Here is a 14390-nt window from a genome sequence, read left to right as displayed (position 1 = left end):
GCAGATCAAGACCCCGCAACCCCGCCCTGTTTAGAAGTATTCCATATTCAAAAGACCCGGAGGGACACAGATGAAACGCACCCAGATCCGCCTGTTGGCCGTGGCGACGCTGCTGGCCACCCCCGCCCTTGCCGAAGATGCGGCGCTGCGCGAAGAGGCCCGGGGCCTGTTCGAAGTGATCCCGATGCAGGCGCCGCAACTGTCTGACAACAACGCCGTTACCCGCGACAAGATCGATCTGGGGGCGATGCTGTTCTTTGATCCGCGGATGTCGAAATCGGGCGTCTTCTCGTGCCAGTCCTGCCACAATGTGGGTCTGGGCGGGGTGGACGGGCTGGAAACCTCGATCGGGCATGGCTGGCAAAAGGGGCCGCGCAATGCGCCCACCGCGCTGAACGCCGTCTTCAACGTGGCGCAATTCTGGGATGGCCGTGCCCCCGATCTGGCGGCGCAGGCCAAGGGCCCGGTGCAGGCGGGCGTCGAGATGAACAACACGCCCGAGAATCTGGTCGCCACGGTGCAATCGATGCCGGGCTATGTCGAGGCCTTCGCCAAGGCCTTCCCGGGGCAGAAAGACCCGATCAGCTTTGACAATTTCGCGCTGGCGATCGAGGCTTTCGAGGCCACGCTGATCACGCCGAATTCGAAATTCGACCAATGGCTGATGGGCGCCGACGGGGCAATGAGCGCGGATGAAAAGGCCGGGCTGAAGCTCTTCATCGATACCGGCTGCGCGGCGTGCCACAATGGCATCAACATCGGCGGCAACGGCTATTATCCCTTCGGCGTGGTGGAAAAACCCGGCGCCGAGGTGCTGCCCGCGGGCGACAAGGGCCGCTTTGCGGTGACCGCGACGGCGGATGACGAATATGTCTTCCGCGCCGGGCCGCTGCGCAACATCGCGCTGACCGCGCCCTATTTCCACTCCGGCAAGGTCTGGGATCTGCGCGAGGCGGTGTCGGTGATGGCCAATTCGCAGCTGGGCGCGACGCTCGACGACACCCAGGTCGATCAGATCACCGCCTTCCTTGGCACGCTGACCGGCGAGCAGCCCGAGGTGGTGCATCCGATCCTGCCGGTGCGCAGCGCCCAGACGCCCCGGCCCGAGCACATGAACTGAGGTCTGCGCAAATTTGCGGCACAAAAGGCGCGGGGATCTTCCCCGCGCCTGTTCTTTTGGCGTCAGCCCGATGCGGACCGCGCCAGGATTTGCAGCAAAAGGAATACCTTGCAGACATATTGCCGCAAGGACACCGTTGCACTGTCAATCGCCGCAAAATCCTGACATATGTCAAAACAATATCTGTGACATGCCTATTCCGTCTTCGGCAACCTCTGGAGCCAGCATGCGACTGACGACCCGGACCAACCTGGCAATGCGCACCCTGATGTTCTGTGCCGTGAACGGCGACAGGATCGTGCGCAAGCACGAAATCGCCGAGGCCTGCAACGCCTCGGAAAACCATCTGGCGCAGGTGGTGAACACGCTGGCGCAGCGCGGCTTCATCGAAACGCAGCGCGGCCGGTCGGGGGGGTTGCGGCTGGCGCGTCCGATGGATCAGATCGGCGTCGGCGAGGTCTTGCGCGCTTTCGAGGCGGTGCTGCCCTTCGTCGAATGTCTGGACGGCGAGAACAACACCTGCCCGCTCTGCGGGGCCTGCCGCTTCCGCGATGCGATCGAGGCGGCGCTCGAGGCCTTCTACACCGCGATGGACAGCCATTCCGTGGGCGATCTGGTGCGCGACAACGTCGCATTGGAGCATCTGTTGCGCCTGCCCGGGGCGCCGCGGATCGGCATTTGCGGCGCGGGGGCGCGGGCGCGCACGACGCTGACGGCGGATCTTGAGGCCTGAGCGCGCCTCACGGAAATGTTTCAAAATCAACGGGATTCCGGCAGCCCCGCGGCGTTTCGGCGCGCGGGGTCGGCCATTTTCCGCCCGGCCCTTCCGGGTAACGCTAACGCTCCTTTCATCGTGAGTTGAACTTTCGCGCGGGCCTGTTTAGCTGCGTCATAGTGTCGCCGCAATTGAGGCGCCCCATGCCGGGGCAAGGCGACAAAGCGAGGCCCGACATGCAACAGACGCAACAAATGGGAATGGTGTCTTCCGACCGGCAGGAAGGCGTGCACCCTCAGCAGACCGAGGCGAAAGCGTCGGTGCAGCAGCAGGGCCAGGCGGAAAAGCCCGTGCAGGCTGGCAAGACCTTTACCGACTGGGCCTCGATCTGAGGCCCTCGGACCGGGGCCGCTGACCGGCTCCGCCGCGCAGGCCAAAGGCCGCGCAGACTTGCGGGGCAGCTCCTGATCGAAGAGAGTTCTTCTGATCCGGAGCGTCCCATGCAGTCCCCCCTTCCCTCTTCCTCTCCGCTGACCGACATTCCCGGCATCGGCCCCGCCACCGCCGAAGGCTTCCTGCGGGCGGGCATCGCCAGCGCCGGGGCGCTGCGCGCCATGGGCGCCGATGCCGCCTATGAAGCCTGGCTGCGCGCGGGCAATCCGCCGCATTTCATCGGCTATTATGCTTTGGTGATGGCGCTGCAGGGCCGCCCCTGGAACGATTGCCGGGGCGCCGAAAAAGACGCGCTGCGGGTCAGTTTCGAGGCGCTGAAAGCCCGGACCCGGGGCAGCGAAAAGGGCCACCCCGGGATCGAGGCGGCCCTTGACGAAATCGGTGTCGGCCTTCGGCGCTAGCCGCAGGCCGAAAGCTTGAGCACTCAGCCGACCAGTTCGAGGCCAGAGAAGAAGAAGGCGATTTCCGCCGCGGCGGTTTCCGGCGCATCCGAACCATGGACCGAGTTTTCACCGACCGAGAGGGCGAATTCCTTGCGGATGGTGCCATCGGCGGCATTGGCCGGGTTGGTGGCGCCCATCACTTCACGGTTCTTGGCGATCGCGCCTTCACCTTCGAGCACCTGCACGACGACCGGCTCGGACGCCATGAATTCGCACAGCTCGCCATAGAAGGGGCGTTCCTTGTGCACTTCGTAGAATTTGCCGGCCTGTTCCAGGCTCAGCTTGAGGCGCTTTTGCGCGACGATGCGCAGGCCCGCTTCCTCGAATTTGGCATTGATCTTGCCGGTGAGGTTGCGGCGGGTCGCGTCGGGTTTGATGATCGAAAGCGTGCGTTCGATGGCCATGAGGGGAAGCCTCTTTGGTTGGGGACCGGAGAGCCGGTCAGAAAAGCGTCTGGCGCCTGCTATCATGCGGCAGGGATGTTGAAAACCCCCGGGCAACTGCCGTTTTGGGCAGGAAATGCGACAAATGCGCAAAAGGCGGCCGGGGGCGCATCGGCATTGACGCGCGCGCCCGGCTGAGGCAGAGCCAGACCATGCTCACGCTTGACGCCATCACCTATGCCATCGAGGGCCGCCCGCTGTTCGACGCAGCCTCGGCCCGCATTCCCACCGGCCACAAGGTCGGCCTTGTCGGCGCCAATGGCGCGGGGAAAACCACGCTGTTCCGGCTGATCCGGGGCGAGCTTGCGCTCGAATCGGGCGAGATCAGCCTGCCCCAGCGCGCCCGCATCGGCGGCGTCGCGCAGGAGGTGCCCTCCTCCGCGACCAGCCTTCTGGATACGGTGCTGGCCGCCGATACCGAACGCGCGGATCTGCTGGCGGAAGCGCAGACGGCCACCGATCCGGGTCGCATCGCGGAAATCCAGACGCGCCTTGCCGATATCGACGCCTGGTCGGCCGAGGGGCGGGCGAGCGCGATCCTGCGCGGGCTGGGCTTTGACGCCGAGGCGCAGCGCCGCCCCTGTTCGGATTTCTCGGGCGGCTGGCGGATGCGCGTCGCGCTGGCGGGGGTGCTGTTTGCCCAGCCCGATCTGTTGCTGCTCGACGAGCCGACGAACTATCTCGACCTCGAAGGCGCGCTTTGGCTGGAACAATATCTGGCCCGCTACCCGCATACGGTCATCATCATTTCCCACGACCGCGATCTGCTCAACCGTGCCGTGGGCGCGATCCTGCATCTGGAAAACCGCAAGCTGACGCTGTGGAACGGGCCTTACGATCAATTCGCCCGCCAACGCGCCGCGGCGCGGGCCAATCTGGCGGCGGCAGCGAAGAAACAGGAGGCGCGGCGCGCGCATCTGCAAAGCTTCGTCGATCGCTTCAAGGCCAAGGCGACGAAGGCCGCGCAGGCGCAGGCGCGCGTCAAGATGCTGGAAAAGATGGAGCCGATCACCGCCCCCGAGGAGGCGGCAAAACAGGTTTTCAGCTTCCCGGTGCCGGAACAGCTTTCGCCGCCGATCATCACGCTTGACGGCGCGGCGGTGGGCTATGGCGACAAGCCGATCCTGCGGCGGCTCAATCTGCGCATCGATCAGGATGACCGGATCGCGCTTCTGGGCCGCAACGGCGAGGGGAAATCGACGCTCTCGAAACTGCTCGCGGGCAAGCTCGAGACCTGCGAGGGGCGGATTGCGCGCTCGTCGAAGCTGCGGATCGGCTATTTCGCCCAGCATCAGGTGGACGAACTCGACCTGGCGGCGACGCCGCTTTTGCACCTGCAACGCCTGCGCCCCGAGGAGCATCAGGCGAAGCTGCGCGCCCGTCTTGCGGGCTTCGGGCTGCTGGCGGATCAGGCGGAAACCGCGGTGGGCAAGCTCTCGGGCGGGCAGAAGGCGCGGCTCTCGCTGCTTCTGGCCACTTTGGACGCGCCGCATCTGCTGATCCTCGACGAGCCGACAAACCACCTGGACATCGAAAGCCGCGAGGCGCTGGTTGAGGCGCTCACCGCCTATTCCGGCGCGGTGATCCTGGTCAGCCATGACATGCACCTTTTGTCGCTCGTCGCCGACCGGCTCTGGCTGGTCAAGGGCGGCGCGGTGGCGCCCTATGCCGCGGATCTCGAAGCCTATCGCGCCGAGCTGCTGGCGGGCGATCCCAACGACAAGCCCGCGCCGAAAGCGGTGGAAAAGAAGGCCCCGCCGCCCTCGCGCGAGCGGATTCTGGCGCTGCGCGCCGAGGCGCGCAAATGCGAAGACCGGGTCGAAAAACTGGCCGAGATGCTTGGCAAGCTTGACGAGAAGCTCGCCGATCCTACCCTTTACGAAGCCGCCCGTGCCGCCGAGCGCGAGAAATGGATGCTCAAACACGCCGAGGCGCGCGAAGCGATGGCGCGGGCCGAGGAACTCTGGATGGCGGCGCTGGAGGCGCTGGAAACCGCGATGGCGGGCTGAGGGCACGGCCCGAAGGCAGAGGCCGGGAAGCAGAGACAAAACATGACGCGCAAGATCATCATCGACACCGACCCGGGCCAGGACGACGCCGTAGCAATCCTTCTGGCGCTGGGCAGCCCGGAGCTTGAGGTTCTCGGCATCACCTGTGTCGCGGGCAATGTGCCGCTGGCGCTGACGACAAGGAACGCGCGGATCGTCTGCGAGCTGGCCGGGCGGCGGGATGTGAAGGTTTTCGCGGGCTGCGACCGGCCGCTTTTGCGCCCGCTGGTGACGGCGGAATATGTGCATGGCAAGACCGGGCTTGACGGCATCGCCCTGCCCGAACCCACGATGGCCCTGCAAGACATGCATGCGGTCGATTTCCTCATCGAGACGCTGCGCACCGAGGCGCCGGGCACGGTGACGCTCTGCCCGCTCGGGCCGCTGACGAATATCGCCACGGCCTTCCGCCGCGCCCCCGAGATCGTCTCGAAAGTCGCGCAGATCGTCTTGATGGGCGGCGCCTGTTTCGAGGCCGGCAACACCACCCCGGCGGCCGAGTTCAACATTTACGTCGACCCGCAAGCCGCGGAAATCGTGTTTAAATCCGGGGCGCCGCTGGTGGTCGTGCCGCTCGATGCCACGCATAAGGCGCTGACCACAAGGCCGCGGATCGAGGCCTTCCGCGCCCTGAACACCCCGGTCGGCACCGCGGTGGCGAGCTGGGCCGATTTCTTCGAACGCTTCGACAGGGCGAAATATGGCTCGGACGGGGCGCCGCTGCATGACCCCTGCGTCATCGCCTGGCTGATCCGCCCCGATCTGTTCGAGGGCCGCTTCATCAATGTCGAGATCGAGACCCAGTCCGAGCTGACCATGGGCATGACCGTCGCCGATTGGTGGCGGGTGACGCCGCGCGACCCGAATGCGCTGTTCCTGCGCGACATCGACGCCGAGGGCTTCTACAGCCTGCTGACCGAGCGGCTGTCCCGGCTCTGAGACAGAAGCGTATTTGCCCCGGGGAAACGCCCGCTTTTTCTTGCGGAAAAGACGCAGTTTTCCTTGACCAAAGACGCGCCCGGTCCAAATGTTAACGCATGCATCCGGTTTTTGACCCGTCCTATGCCCGCCTGCCCGAGCGGTTCTTTGCCCGGCAGGCTCCGACACCGGGGACGGCACCCGCTGCAGTTGTGGTAAACCGGGCGCTGGCCGAACGGCTGGGGCTGGATGCGGACTGGCTCGAAAGCGCCGAGGGCACGGCGGTTCTGGCCGGAAATCTGGTGCCAGAGGGCGCCGCGCCGATCGCGCAGGCCTATGCGGGCCATCAGTTCGGCGCCTTCGTGCCGCAGCTGGGCGACGGACGGGCGATCCTGCTGGGCGAGGTCGTCGCTCCGGACGGGGCCCGGTTCGACTGGGTGCTGAAAGGCGCGGGCCGCACGCCCTGGTCGCGCGGGGGCGACGGGCGGGCCTGGATCGGGCCGGTTCTGCGCGAATATCTGGTGTCGGAAACCATGGCGGCCTTTGGCGTGCCGACGACGCGGGCGCTTGGCGCGGTGCTGACCGGGCAAAGCGTCTATCGCGACGGGTTTTCCCGGCCGGGCGCGGTGATCTCGCGCATCGCCTCCAGCCATATCCGGGTTGGCACTTTCGAATATTTCGCCGCGCGGCAGGATGAAGAGGCGCTTGCAACGCTTTGCGAATACACGATTTCCCGCCATTACCCCGAGGCCGGTGGGGCACTTGGCCTGCTGGCCGCCGCGGTGGCCGCACAGGCAAGTCTGGTGGCGCAATGGCTGTCTTTCGGCTTCATCCATGGCGTGATGAACACCGACAATTGCGCGCTCTCGGGCGAGACGATCGATTATGGCCCCTGCGCCTTTCTCGACGCCTATCAGCCGCAAAAGGTGTTTTCCGCGATCGACCGTCTGGGGCGTTACGCCTATGCGAACCAGCCGCAGATCGCGCTGTGGAACCTGACGCAGCTCGCTTCGTGTCTCTTGCCGCTGATCGGCCCCGAGGCGGCGGCGGTGGACGAGGCGCAGGCGGTGCTCGACGGTTTTGCCCCCGCGTATCAGGCGGAATGGCTCTATCGGATGGGGCGGAAGATCGGCATCGCCCGCGCCACGCCCGAGGACCGGCCGCTGATCGACAGCCTGCTGTCGCGCATGGCCAGCGAGGGCGCCGATTTCACCCGCACCTTCCGCGGGCTGGCCACCGGGCGGGCGGGCGCGGAATTCACCGATCCCGCCGCCTTTGACAGCTGGGCGCCCGCCTGGCAGGCGCGGCTTTCGCGCGAGGTGGTGCCGCAAGTCGTGCTCTCGGCCGCCAATCCGGTGCGGATCCCGCGCAACCACCGTCTGGAAGAGGTGATCGCCGCCGCCGTCGCGGGCGATTTCGCCCCGTTCCGGCAGCTTCAGGCGGCACTTGCCCATCCCTTTGATCCCGCGCCCGAATTTGCCGCCTATGAGGCCGCCCCCACAGCCGGGGAGCGCGTCACCCGCACCTTCTGCGGCACCTGACTTGTGGCGGATACAATCCCGCTCTGGACCTTTCGGCGGCGCGCTGGCAGGGGACCGCCATGGGACATGGTGCTGAAAATCTCCGCGGAAGTCTGTTGATGGTGCTTGCGATGGCGGGCTTCGCCATCGAGGACATGTGCGTTAAACTCCTGGCCGGGCATCTGCCGGTGGGCGAAATCCTGATGCTGCTGGGCGTCGGCGGCACGGCGATCTTTGCGACGCTGGCGCTGCGCAACGGCGACCGGCTGTTTTCGCGCGATCTGCTGGCGCCGGCGGTGATCGGGCGCAATTTCGGCGAGCTGATCGGCACGCTGGCCTTCGTCTGCGCCGTGGCCTTCACGCCGCTGGCGCAGGCCTCGGCGATCTTGCAGGCGACGCCGCTGGCGGTGACGCTGGGCGCCGCGCTGTTCCTTGGCGAGCAGGTCGGCTGGCGGCGCTGGTCGGCGATCGGCGTCGGCTTTCTGGGCGTGCTGATCGTAATCCGCCCCGGCACCGAGGGCTTTTCGCTGCTCTCGCTTTTCGCCGTCGTCGGCGTGCTGGGCCTGGCCGCGCGCGATGTCGTCACCCGTCGCGTGCCGAAATCCATCACCTCGATGCAGCTTGCAACCTACGGATTTGCCTCGGTGATTCCCGCGGGTGCGCTGCTTGTGCCGTTTCAGGGCCCGATGGTCGTGCCCACCGCCTTCGATCTGGCGGGCATCGCCGGGGCGCTGATCTTTGGCACGGCGGGCTATTACGCTCTGATCGCAGCGATGCGGCTGGGCGAGGTCTCGGTGATCACCCCGTTCCGCTACACCCGGCTGATCTTTGCGCTGATCATCGGCTGGGCGGTTTTCGCTGAAACCCCCGACCGCTGGACGCTGATCGGCGGTGCGGTCATCGTCGCCTCTGGGCTTTACACGCTGGCGCGCGAACGGTCCCGCGCCAAGGCCGCGCCCCCCGCCGCCTGACGCGAAAAATTCACGAAAAGTCGGACGCTAACAGCGCCGTTACCACAGGCAAGGGCCTTTTCGCTGCGGCTGCATTGGGCTAAGCAGAAGGCGATTTACCAATCGGAGCACTCGCATGAGCACGATCATCGACATCCACGCGCGCGAAATTCTCGACAGCCGTGGCAATCCGACCGTCGAGGTGGATGTGACCCTCGAAGACGGCACGATGGGCCGGGCCGCCGTGCCCTCGGGCGCCTCGACCGGCGCGCATGAGGCGGTGGAACGCCGCGACGGCGACAAGGCGCGCTACATGGGCAAGGGCGTGCTGGAAGCCGTGATGGCGGTGAATGGCGAGATCGCCGAAAACCTGGTGGGCGAGGATGTCACCGATCAGGAAGGCATCGACAAGCTGATGATCGAGCTGGATGGCACCCACAACAAGGGCCGTCTGGGCGCGAATGCAATCCTTGGCGTCTCGCTCGCCTGCGCGAAAGCCGCCGCCGATTTCACCGCGCAGCCGCTTTATCGCTATGTCGGCGGCACTTCGGCGCGCATCCTGCCGGTGCCGATGATGAACATCATCAACGGCGGCGAACATGCCGACAACCCGATCGACATTCAGGAATTCATGATCATGCCGGTCAGCGCGGGCAATATCCGCGACGCCGTGCGCATGGGCTCGGAAGTCTTCCACACGCTGAAGAAAGAACTGTCGGCCAAGGGGCTCTCGACCGGTCTGGGCGACGAGGGCGGCTTTGCGCCGATGCTCGCCTCGACCCGCGACGCGCTCGATTTCATCCTGAAGGCGATCGAAAAGGCGGGCTACAAGCCGGGCGAGGACATCTATCTGGCGCTCGACTGCGCCTCGACCGAATATTTCAAGGGCGGCAAATACGAGATGAAGGGCGAGGGCCTGTCGCTGACCTCGGCCGAGAATGTCGATTATCTGGCCAAGCTTTGCACCGAATATCCGATCATCTCGATCGAGGACGGCTGTGCCGAGGATGACTGGGAAGGCTGGAAGCTGCTGACCGATGCTTTGGGCGACAAGGTGCAGCTGGTGGGCGACGATCTGTTCGTCACCAACCCGGCGCGTCTGGCCGAGGGGATCAAGAAAGGCGTCGCCAATGCGATGCTGGTGAAGGTGAACCAGATCGGCTCGCTCTCGGAGACGCTGAAGGCGGTCGATATGGCGCATCGGGCGCGCTACACCAACGTCATGTCGCACCGCTCGGGCGAGACCGAGGATGCGACGATCGCCGATCTCGCCGTGGCTACGAACTGCGGCCAGATCAAGACCGGCTCGCTGGCGCGCTCGGACCGGCTGGCGAAATACAACCAGCTGATCCGCATCGAGGAAATGCTGGGCGAGACCGCCGAATACATGGGCCGTGCGATTTTGAAATAAGCCTCGGCTTTTTCCTGGTCCAAATACGCAAATTCCGCCGTTGGCCCTGCGCCGGCGGCGGTTTTTCTTTGACTTTCAAGCCTCCGGCGGGCGTATTTGCGCCAAGAAAAAACAAGGGAGGGATCATGGGCGAAGCAGATCGGATCATTGCGACACTGGGGCTGGAACCGCATCCCGAGGGCGGCTGGTATCGCCAGACCTGGGTGGCCGAGGCGGAACCGGGCGCGCGCCCAGTGGGCACGGCGATCCTGTTTTTGCTGAAAGCGGGCGAGGCCAGCCATTGGCACCGCGTCGACGCCGCCGAGATCTGGCATTTTCACGCCGGAAGCCCGCTGGAGCTGCGGATGGCCGCCAGCGACGCCGGGCCGGTGACGCGGCTGCGGCTCGGCCCCGACGTGCTGGGCGCCGAGGTGGTGCAGGGCATCGTGCCCGCGGGCCATTGGCAGGCGGCGCGGACCTTGGGAGACTGGACGCTGGTCGGGTGCACCGTCAGCCCCGGCTTTCGCTTCGAAGGGTTCGAGATGGCGGCACCGGGGATCGAGATCGGCCAGCCCCCGCCCAAGGGGCGCTGACCGGAACCGGGTCAGCGCGGCCGGCTGACCTTGCCGCCGCCGACCAGCGCGGCAACGCCCGTCGTCGAAGGCCCCGAGGTCGGCAGGCCGCGCGCGACGCGGACCGCCAGATGGGCGAAGGCCTGCGCCTCGAGCATGTCGCCATCAAGGCCGATCTCTTCGACCGGCGCCACCGCACAGGGCAGCCGCGCCGCCAGCTCCGCCATCATCGCGGCATTGCGCCGACCGCCGCCCGAGACCAGCACCAGCCCGGGCGGGCTGGGGAAATGCTCGAAGCCGCGCGCAACCGCGGCGGCGGCACAGGCGGTCAGCGTCGCCACCGCATCGGCATCGTCGAGACTGTCGACAAAGGCCAGCGCCTCGGCAAATTCGTTGCGGTCGAGCGACTTCGGCGGCATGCGGAAGAAATGCCGATGGCCAAGGAAAGCCCTCACCGCGGCCTCGTCCACCCGGCCCGAGAGCGCCAGCGCGCCGCCGACATCGCAGGAAGCCCCCAGACGGCGGCGCATCAGATCGTCGATCGGCGCATTCGCCGGGCCGGTGTCGAAGGCCAGCACCGCGCCCTCGGCTTCGGGCGCGGGCAGGCGCGGGTCAAGCCAGGTGACATTGCCCACCCCGCCCAGATTGAGAAAGGCGCAAGGCGCCGAAAGCCCGGCCCATTTCGCACAGGCGAAATGGAAGAACGGCACCAGAGGCGCCCCCTGCCCGCCCAGCTCCACATCCATGGAGCGGAAATCCCAGACCACCGGATGGCCCAGCACCTCGGCCAGCACCGCGCCATCGCCCGCCTGATGCGTGCGCCGCGCCCCGTGCTGCCCGTTCGGATCATGCGCCAGGGTCTGGCCGTGAAAGCCGACCAACACCTCGTCCGCCCCCCCGGGCAGATCGGCCAGCAGCGCCGAAAGCAGTTCGGCATGCGCGGTCTCGACCACTTCGGCGGCCTCGGCCACGCCATCCTGGCCCTGCCAGCGGCCAAGCGCCTGATGGATCGTGCCGCGCTCGGCGGGGGTATAGGGGCGATAGGCGGAGGGGCCGAAATCAAGGATCGCATGGCCATCGGTGAAAAGCGCCGCCGCATCGACGCCATCGAGCGAGGTTCCCGACATTGTGCCAAGGCACCAGACCGGCCCGGGTTTTGCGCCTGTTTTCAACATCTCTTCCCCTTTTGCGCTTGCGCCGATATACGCATGGCACCAGCGAAGGGACAAGCACGATGACTTATCATCCGAAATCGGAATTCCTGCGCGTCATTATCGAGCGCGGATTTCTGGCCGATTGCACCGATCTTCAGGACCTTGACGCCGCTTTGGCGGGGGGCATGGTGACCTGCTATATCGGCTATGATGCCACGGCGGCCTCGCTACATGTCGGGCACCTTCTGAACATCATGCTGCTGCGCTGGTTCCAGAAGACCGGGCACAAGCCGATCACGCTGATGGGCGGGGGCACGACGAAAGTGGGCGATCCGAGCTTCCGCTCCGAGGAACGGCCGCTGCTGACGCCCGAGCGGATCGACGAGAATATCGCGGGCATGCAGCGGGTCTTTGCGCGCTATCTCGACTACAAGGACGACGGCAATGGCGCGATGATGCGCAACAATGCCGAATGGCTGGACAATCTGAACTACCTTGAATTCCTGCGCGACATCGGGCGGCATTTCTCGGTCAACCGGATGCTGAGCTTTGACTCGGTGAAATCGCGGCTGGATCGGGAACAGAGCCTGAGCTTCCTTGAATTCAACTACATGATTCTGCAGGCCTATGACTTCCTGGAGCTGAACCGCCGCTATGGCTGCCTGCTGCAGATGGGCGGCTCGGATCAGTGGGGCAATATCGTCAACGGCGTCGATCTGACGCGCCGGGTGCTGGATCGCGAGGTCTTCGGGCTGACGACGCCGCTTCTGACCACCTCGGACGGGCGCAAGATGGGCAAGTCTCAGGGTGGCGCGGTCTGGCTGAATGGCGAGATGCTGAGCCCGTATGAATTCTGGCAGTTCTGGCGCAATACGACCGATGCCGATGTGGGGCGGTTCCTCAAGCTTTACACCGACCTGCCGGTCGAGGAATGCGAGCGGCTGGGCAAGCTGGAAGGCTCCGAGATCAACGGCGCCAAGATCATTCTGGCCAATGAGGTGACGACGCTTCTGCATGGCGCCGAGGCGGCGGCGGCGGCCGAGGCCACCGCGCGCGAGGTCTTCGAGAAGGGCGGCATCGGTGAGGATCTGCCGCGGCTGGTGCTGGGCGCCGAGGAAGTGGCCGAGGGGATCAGCCTGGCGCAGCTCGTCGTGCGCTCGGGGCTGGCGAAGACCGGCAAGGACGGCAAGCGGCTGATTTCCGAAGGCGGCCTCAAGGTCGACGACGAAATCTGCCTTGACGCGGGGCGGATGTTCTCGGCCGCCGATCTGGCCCAGCCGGTGAAGCTGAGCGCAGGCAAGAAGCGCCATGCGCTGGTTTCTCTGGGCTGAAGACGCGGTGGGGGCGCTGCCCCCACGCCCCCGAGGTATTTGTCGCAAGATGAAAGGGCGCCCCAAGCGGAGCGCCCTTTTCCATTTCATCTTGCCTTAAATATCCCGGGGGGTCAGGGGGGCAGCGCCCCCCTGCGCCGCCCCTTGCACCCGTCTCACTCGATCGTGGCCTTGACGATGTAATCGGGGTCTTCGACCAGACCGTTCAGCTGGGGCGCGCCCTTTTTCAGCTTGTCGACCAGATCCATGCCTTCGACCACATGGCCGACGATCGTGTATTGGCCATCCAGATGCGGCGCGGCGTCGAACATGATGAAGAACTGGCTGTTGGCCGAGTCGGGGCTGGCCGAGCGGGCCATGCCGACCATGCCGCGGGCGAAGGAGCGGTTCGAGAATTCCGCCGGAAGGTCGCCGTATGTCGACCCGCCCATCCCCGCCATCGACAGATCGCCGCCGCGCTTGCCGAATTGCACGTCACCCGTCTGCGCCATGAAGCCCTCGATCACGCGGTGAAACACCACGTCGTCATAGGCATGTTCATTGGCCAGCTGGGTGATGCGCTCGACATGCTGGGGCGCGACATCGGGCGTCAGGTCGATCACCACCTTGCCCGAGACCGAGCCGCCGATCTCGAGCACGAGGTTCGGGCCGGGGCCGTCGGGCGCGGTGGTGCCATCCTGCGCCAGCGCCGCCGTGGCCGCAAAGGCCAGTGCCGTGGCGAGAAGCAGCTTACGCATCGGCCGCCACCCGCACGGTGATCATCCGGTCAGGGTTCGCCGGGGGCTCGCCGCGGGCGATCTTGTCAACGAATTCCATCCCCGAGATCACCTGGCCGTAGACGGTATATTGGCCGTTGAGGAAGCTGTTGTCGGCGAAGTTGATGAAGAACTGGCTGTTGGCCGAGTTCGGGTTCATCGACCGCGCCGCGCCAAGGCTGCCGCGCGCATGCGGCACCTTGGAAAATTCCGCTTTCAGATCAGGATATTGCGACCCACCCGTGCCAGCGCGACGGGGGTTGTAATCCTTTTCCATATTGGCGTGTTCGACATCGCCCGTCTGCGCCATGAAGCCGTCGATCACACGGTGGAAGGCGACGTTGTCATAGGCGCCGTCGCGGGCGAGCTGCTTCATCCGTTCGCAGTGCAGCGGCGCCACATCGGTCAGAAGCTCGATCACCACCGGCCCGTCCTTGAGGGTGATGATGATGGTGTTTTCGGGATCCTTGATCTCGGCCATGGGGCTCTCCTGCATTTGGTCTGGGCGCAACTTAGGGGCTGCGGGCGGCGGTGAAAAGGGCAAAGCGACGCGGGAATATCGTCGCAGCCGGGCGGGT

Annotated in this window: 15 protein-coding genes; 11 read left to right on the top strand and 4 right to left on the bottom strand. The window is 65.8% G+C overall.

The features are described 5' to 3' along the window. Positions 1 to 70 precede the first annotated feature (70 nt). The 4 genes from AC4PTB_RS07980 (at position 71) to AC4PTB_RS07965 (ending at position 2689) form a co-directional block, all read left to right on the top strand. The gene (locus AC4PTB_RS07980) at positions 71 to 1120 is read left to right on the top strand and encodes a cytochrome-c peroxidase (protein WP_492192479.1); all 1050 of its coding nucleotides are present in this window, start codon (positions 71 to 73) and stop codon (positions 1118 to 1120) included. Between the two features lie 226 nt (positions 1121 to 1346). Beyond that, on the top strand, positions 1347 to 1853 hold the full coding sequence (locus tag AC4PTB_RS07975) for an RrF2 family transcriptional regulator (protein WP_492192478.1): 507 nt from the start codon (positions 1347 to 1349) through the stop codon (positions 1851 to 1853). Between the two features lie 242 nt (positions 1854 to 2095). Beyond that, positions 2096 to 2227 (top strand): hypothetical protein, encoded by a 132-nt coding sequence (locus tag AC4PTB_RS07970; RefSeq protein ID WP_492192477.1) that lies wholly within the window; start codon positions 2096 to 2098, stop codon positions 2225 to 2227. Between the two features lie 108 nt (positions 2228 to 2335). Then, the gene (locus AC4PTB_RS07965) at positions 2336 to 2689 is read left to right on the top strand and encodes a TfoX/Sxy family DNA transformation protein (RefSeq protein WP_492192476.1); all 354 of its coding nucleotides are present in this window, start codon (positions 2336 to 2338) and stop codon (positions 2687 to 2689) included. Between the two features lie 23 nt (positions 2690 to 2712). Here AC4PTB_RS07965 and ndk read toward each other — a convergent pair whose 3' ends face one another. Next, entirely contained in the window at positions 2713 to 3135 is a 423-nt protein-coding gene (ndk, locus tag AC4PTB_RS07960; RefSeq protein WP_136905568.1) for a nucleoside-diphosphate kinase, read from the bottom strand. A 191-nt stretch (positions 3136 to 3326) separates the two neighbouring features. Between ndk and AC4PTB_RS07955 the strand changes: the two genes are divergently transcribed. From AC4PTB_RS07955 to AC4PTB_RS07930, 6 genes are all read left to right on the top strand, one after another. Beyond that, positions 3327 to 5183, top strand: a complete 1857-nt coding sequence (locus AC4PTB_RS07955) for an ABC-F family ATP-binding cassette domain-containing protein (protein WP_492192475.1) — start codon at positions 3327 to 3329, stop codon at positions 5181 to 5183. A 42-nt stretch (positions 5184 to 5225) separates the two neighbouring features. Further along, a complete protein-coding gene (locus AC4PTB_RS07950) occupies positions 5226 to 6161 on the top strand; it encodes a nucleoside hydrolase (RefSeq protein ID WP_492192474.1) in 936 nt (311 codons plus the stop codon). 98 nt (positions 6162 to 6259) lie between these two features. Continuing rightward, positions 6260 to 7681, top strand: a complete 1422-nt coding sequence (locus AC4PTB_RS07945) for a protein adenylyltransferase SelO (RefSeq protein WP_492192473.1) — start codon at positions 6260 to 6262, stop codon at positions 7679 to 7681. A 98-nt stretch (positions 7682 to 7779) separates the two neighbouring features. After that, a complete protein-coding gene (locus AC4PTB_RS07940; protein ID WP_492192472.1) occupies positions 7780 to 8631 on the top strand; it encodes a DMT family transporter in 852 nt (283 codons plus the stop codon). A 115-nt stretch (positions 8632 to 8746) separates the two neighbouring features. After that, positions 8747 to 10021: a phosphopyruvate hydratase gene (gene eno, locus AC4PTB_RS07935; protein ID WP_492192471.1), complete on the top strand. Its 1275-nt coding sequence runs from the start codon at positions 8747 to 8749 to the stop codon at positions 10019 to 10021. A 125-nt stretch (positions 10022 to 10146) separates the two neighbouring features. Further along, complete coding sequence (locus AC4PTB_RS07930) at positions 10147 to 10593, top strand: cupin domain-containing protein (protein WP_492192470.1); 447 nt, start codon at positions 10147 to 10149, stop codon at positions 10591 to 10593. Positions 10594 to 10604: 11 nt separating this feature from the next. On the opposite strand, the gene AC4PTB_RS07925 is transcribed toward AC4PTB_RS07930, so the two are convergent. Further along, positions 10605 to 11747, bottom strand: coding sequence for an anhydro-N-acetylmuramic acid kinase (locus tag AC4PTB_RS07925; protein WP_492192469.1), 1143 nt, complete (start codon positions 11745 to 11747; stop codon positions 10605 to 10607). Between the two features lie 59 nt (positions 11748 to 11806). Here AC4PTB_RS07925 and tyrS point away from each other — a divergent pair, with 59 nt between their 5' ends. Further along, positions 11807 to 13057: a tyrosine--tRNA ligase gene (gene tyrS / locus AC4PTB_RS07920; protein ID WP_492192468.1), complete on the top strand. Its 1251-nt coding sequence runs from the start codon at positions 11807 to 11809 to the stop codon at positions 13055 to 13057. A gap of 155 nt (positions 13058 to 13212) precedes the next feature. Here tyrS and AC4PTB_RS07915 read toward each other — a convergent pair whose 3' ends face one another. Together AC4PTB_RS07915 and AC4PTB_RS07910 are read right to left on the bottom strand one after the other, a co-directional pair. Next, a complete protein-coding gene (locus AC4PTB_RS07915; protein ID WP_492192467.1) occupies positions 13213 to 13794 on the bottom strand; it encodes a peptidylprolyl isomerase in 582 nt (193 codons plus the stop codon). Further along, a complete protein-coding gene (locus AC4PTB_RS07910; protein ID WP_492192466.1) occupies positions 13787 to 14293 on the bottom strand; it encodes a peptidylprolyl isomerase in 507 nt (168 codons plus the stop codon). The genes AC4PTB_RS07915 and AC4PTB_RS07910 overlap by 8 nt, the downstream gene beginning before the upstream one ends. Between the last annotated feature and the right edge of the window lie 97 nt (positions 14294 to 14390).

The sequence above is a fragment of the Rhodobacter sp. 4.3.4 genome (assembly GCF_058724655.1).
This window is presented reverse-complemented; position numbering and strand designations above follow the sequence as displayed.

What these genes read in the sequence shown, in the direction of transcription:
- AC4PTB_RS07930 (WP_492192470.1), top strand. Translation starts at nt 10,147, where the DNA reads ATGGGCGAAGCAGATCGGATCATTGCGACACTGGGGCTGGAACCGCAT.
- AC4PTB_RS07940 (WP_492192472.1), top strand. Translation starts at nt 7,780, where the DNA reads ATGGTGCTTGCGATGGCGGGCTTCGCCATCGAGGACATGTGCGTTAAA.
- eno (WP_492192471.1), top strand. Translation starts at nt 8,747, where the DNA reads ATGAGCACGATCATCGACATCCACGCGCGCGAAATTCTCGACAGCCGT.
- AC4PTB_RS07980 (WP_492192479.1), top strand. Translation starts at nt 71, where the DNA reads ATGAAACGCACCCAGATCCGCCTGTTGGCCGTGGCGACGCTGCTGGCC.
- AC4PTB_RS07945 (WP_492192473.1), top strand. Translation starts at nt 6,260, where the DNA reads ATGCATCCGGTTTTTGACCCGTCCTATGCCCGCCTGCCCGAGCGGTTC.
- AC4PTB_RS07970 (WP_492192477.1), top strand. Translation starts at nt 2,096, where the DNA reads ATGGTGTCTTCCGACCGGCAGGAAGGCGTGCACCCTCAGCAGACCGAG.
- tyrS (WP_492192468.1), top strand. Translation starts at nt 11,807, where the DNA reads ATGACTTATCATCCGAAATCGGAATTCCTGCGCGTCATTATCGAGCGC.
- AC4PTB_RS07915 (WP_492192467.1), bottom strand. Translation starts at nt 13,794, where the DNA reads ATGCGTAAGCTGCTTCTCGCCACGGCACTGGCCTTTGCGGCCACGGCG.
- AC4PTB_RS07925 (WP_492192469.1), bottom strand. Translation starts at nt 11,747, where the DNA reads ATGTTGAAAACAGGCGCAAAACCCGGGCCGGTCTGGTGCCTTGGCACA.
- AC4PTB_RS07965 (WP_492192476.1), top strand. Translation starts at nt 2,336, where the DNA reads ATGCAGTCCCCCCTTCCCTCTTCCTCTCCGCTGACCGACATTCCCGGC.
- AC4PTB_RS07950 (WP_492192474.1), top strand. Translation starts at nt 5,226, where the DNA reads ATGACGCGCAAGATCATCATCGACACCGACCCGGGCCAGGACGACGCC.
- ndk (WP_136905568.1), bottom strand. Translation starts at nt 3,135, where the DNA reads ATGGCCATCGAACGCACGCTTTCGATCATCAAACCCGACGCGACCCGC.
- AC4PTB_RS07975 (WP_492192478.1), top strand. Translation starts at nt 1,347, where the DNA reads ATGCGACTGACGACCCGGACCAACCTGGCAATGCGCACCCTGATGTTC.
- AC4PTB_RS07910 (WP_492192466.1), bottom strand. Translation starts at nt 14,293, where the DNA reads ATGGCCGAGATCAAGGATCCCGAAAACACCATCATCATCACCCTCAAG.
- AC4PTB_RS07955 (WP_492192475.1), top strand. Translation starts at nt 3,327, where the DNA reads ATGCTCACGCTTGACGCCATCACCTATGCCATCGAGGGCCGCCCGCTG.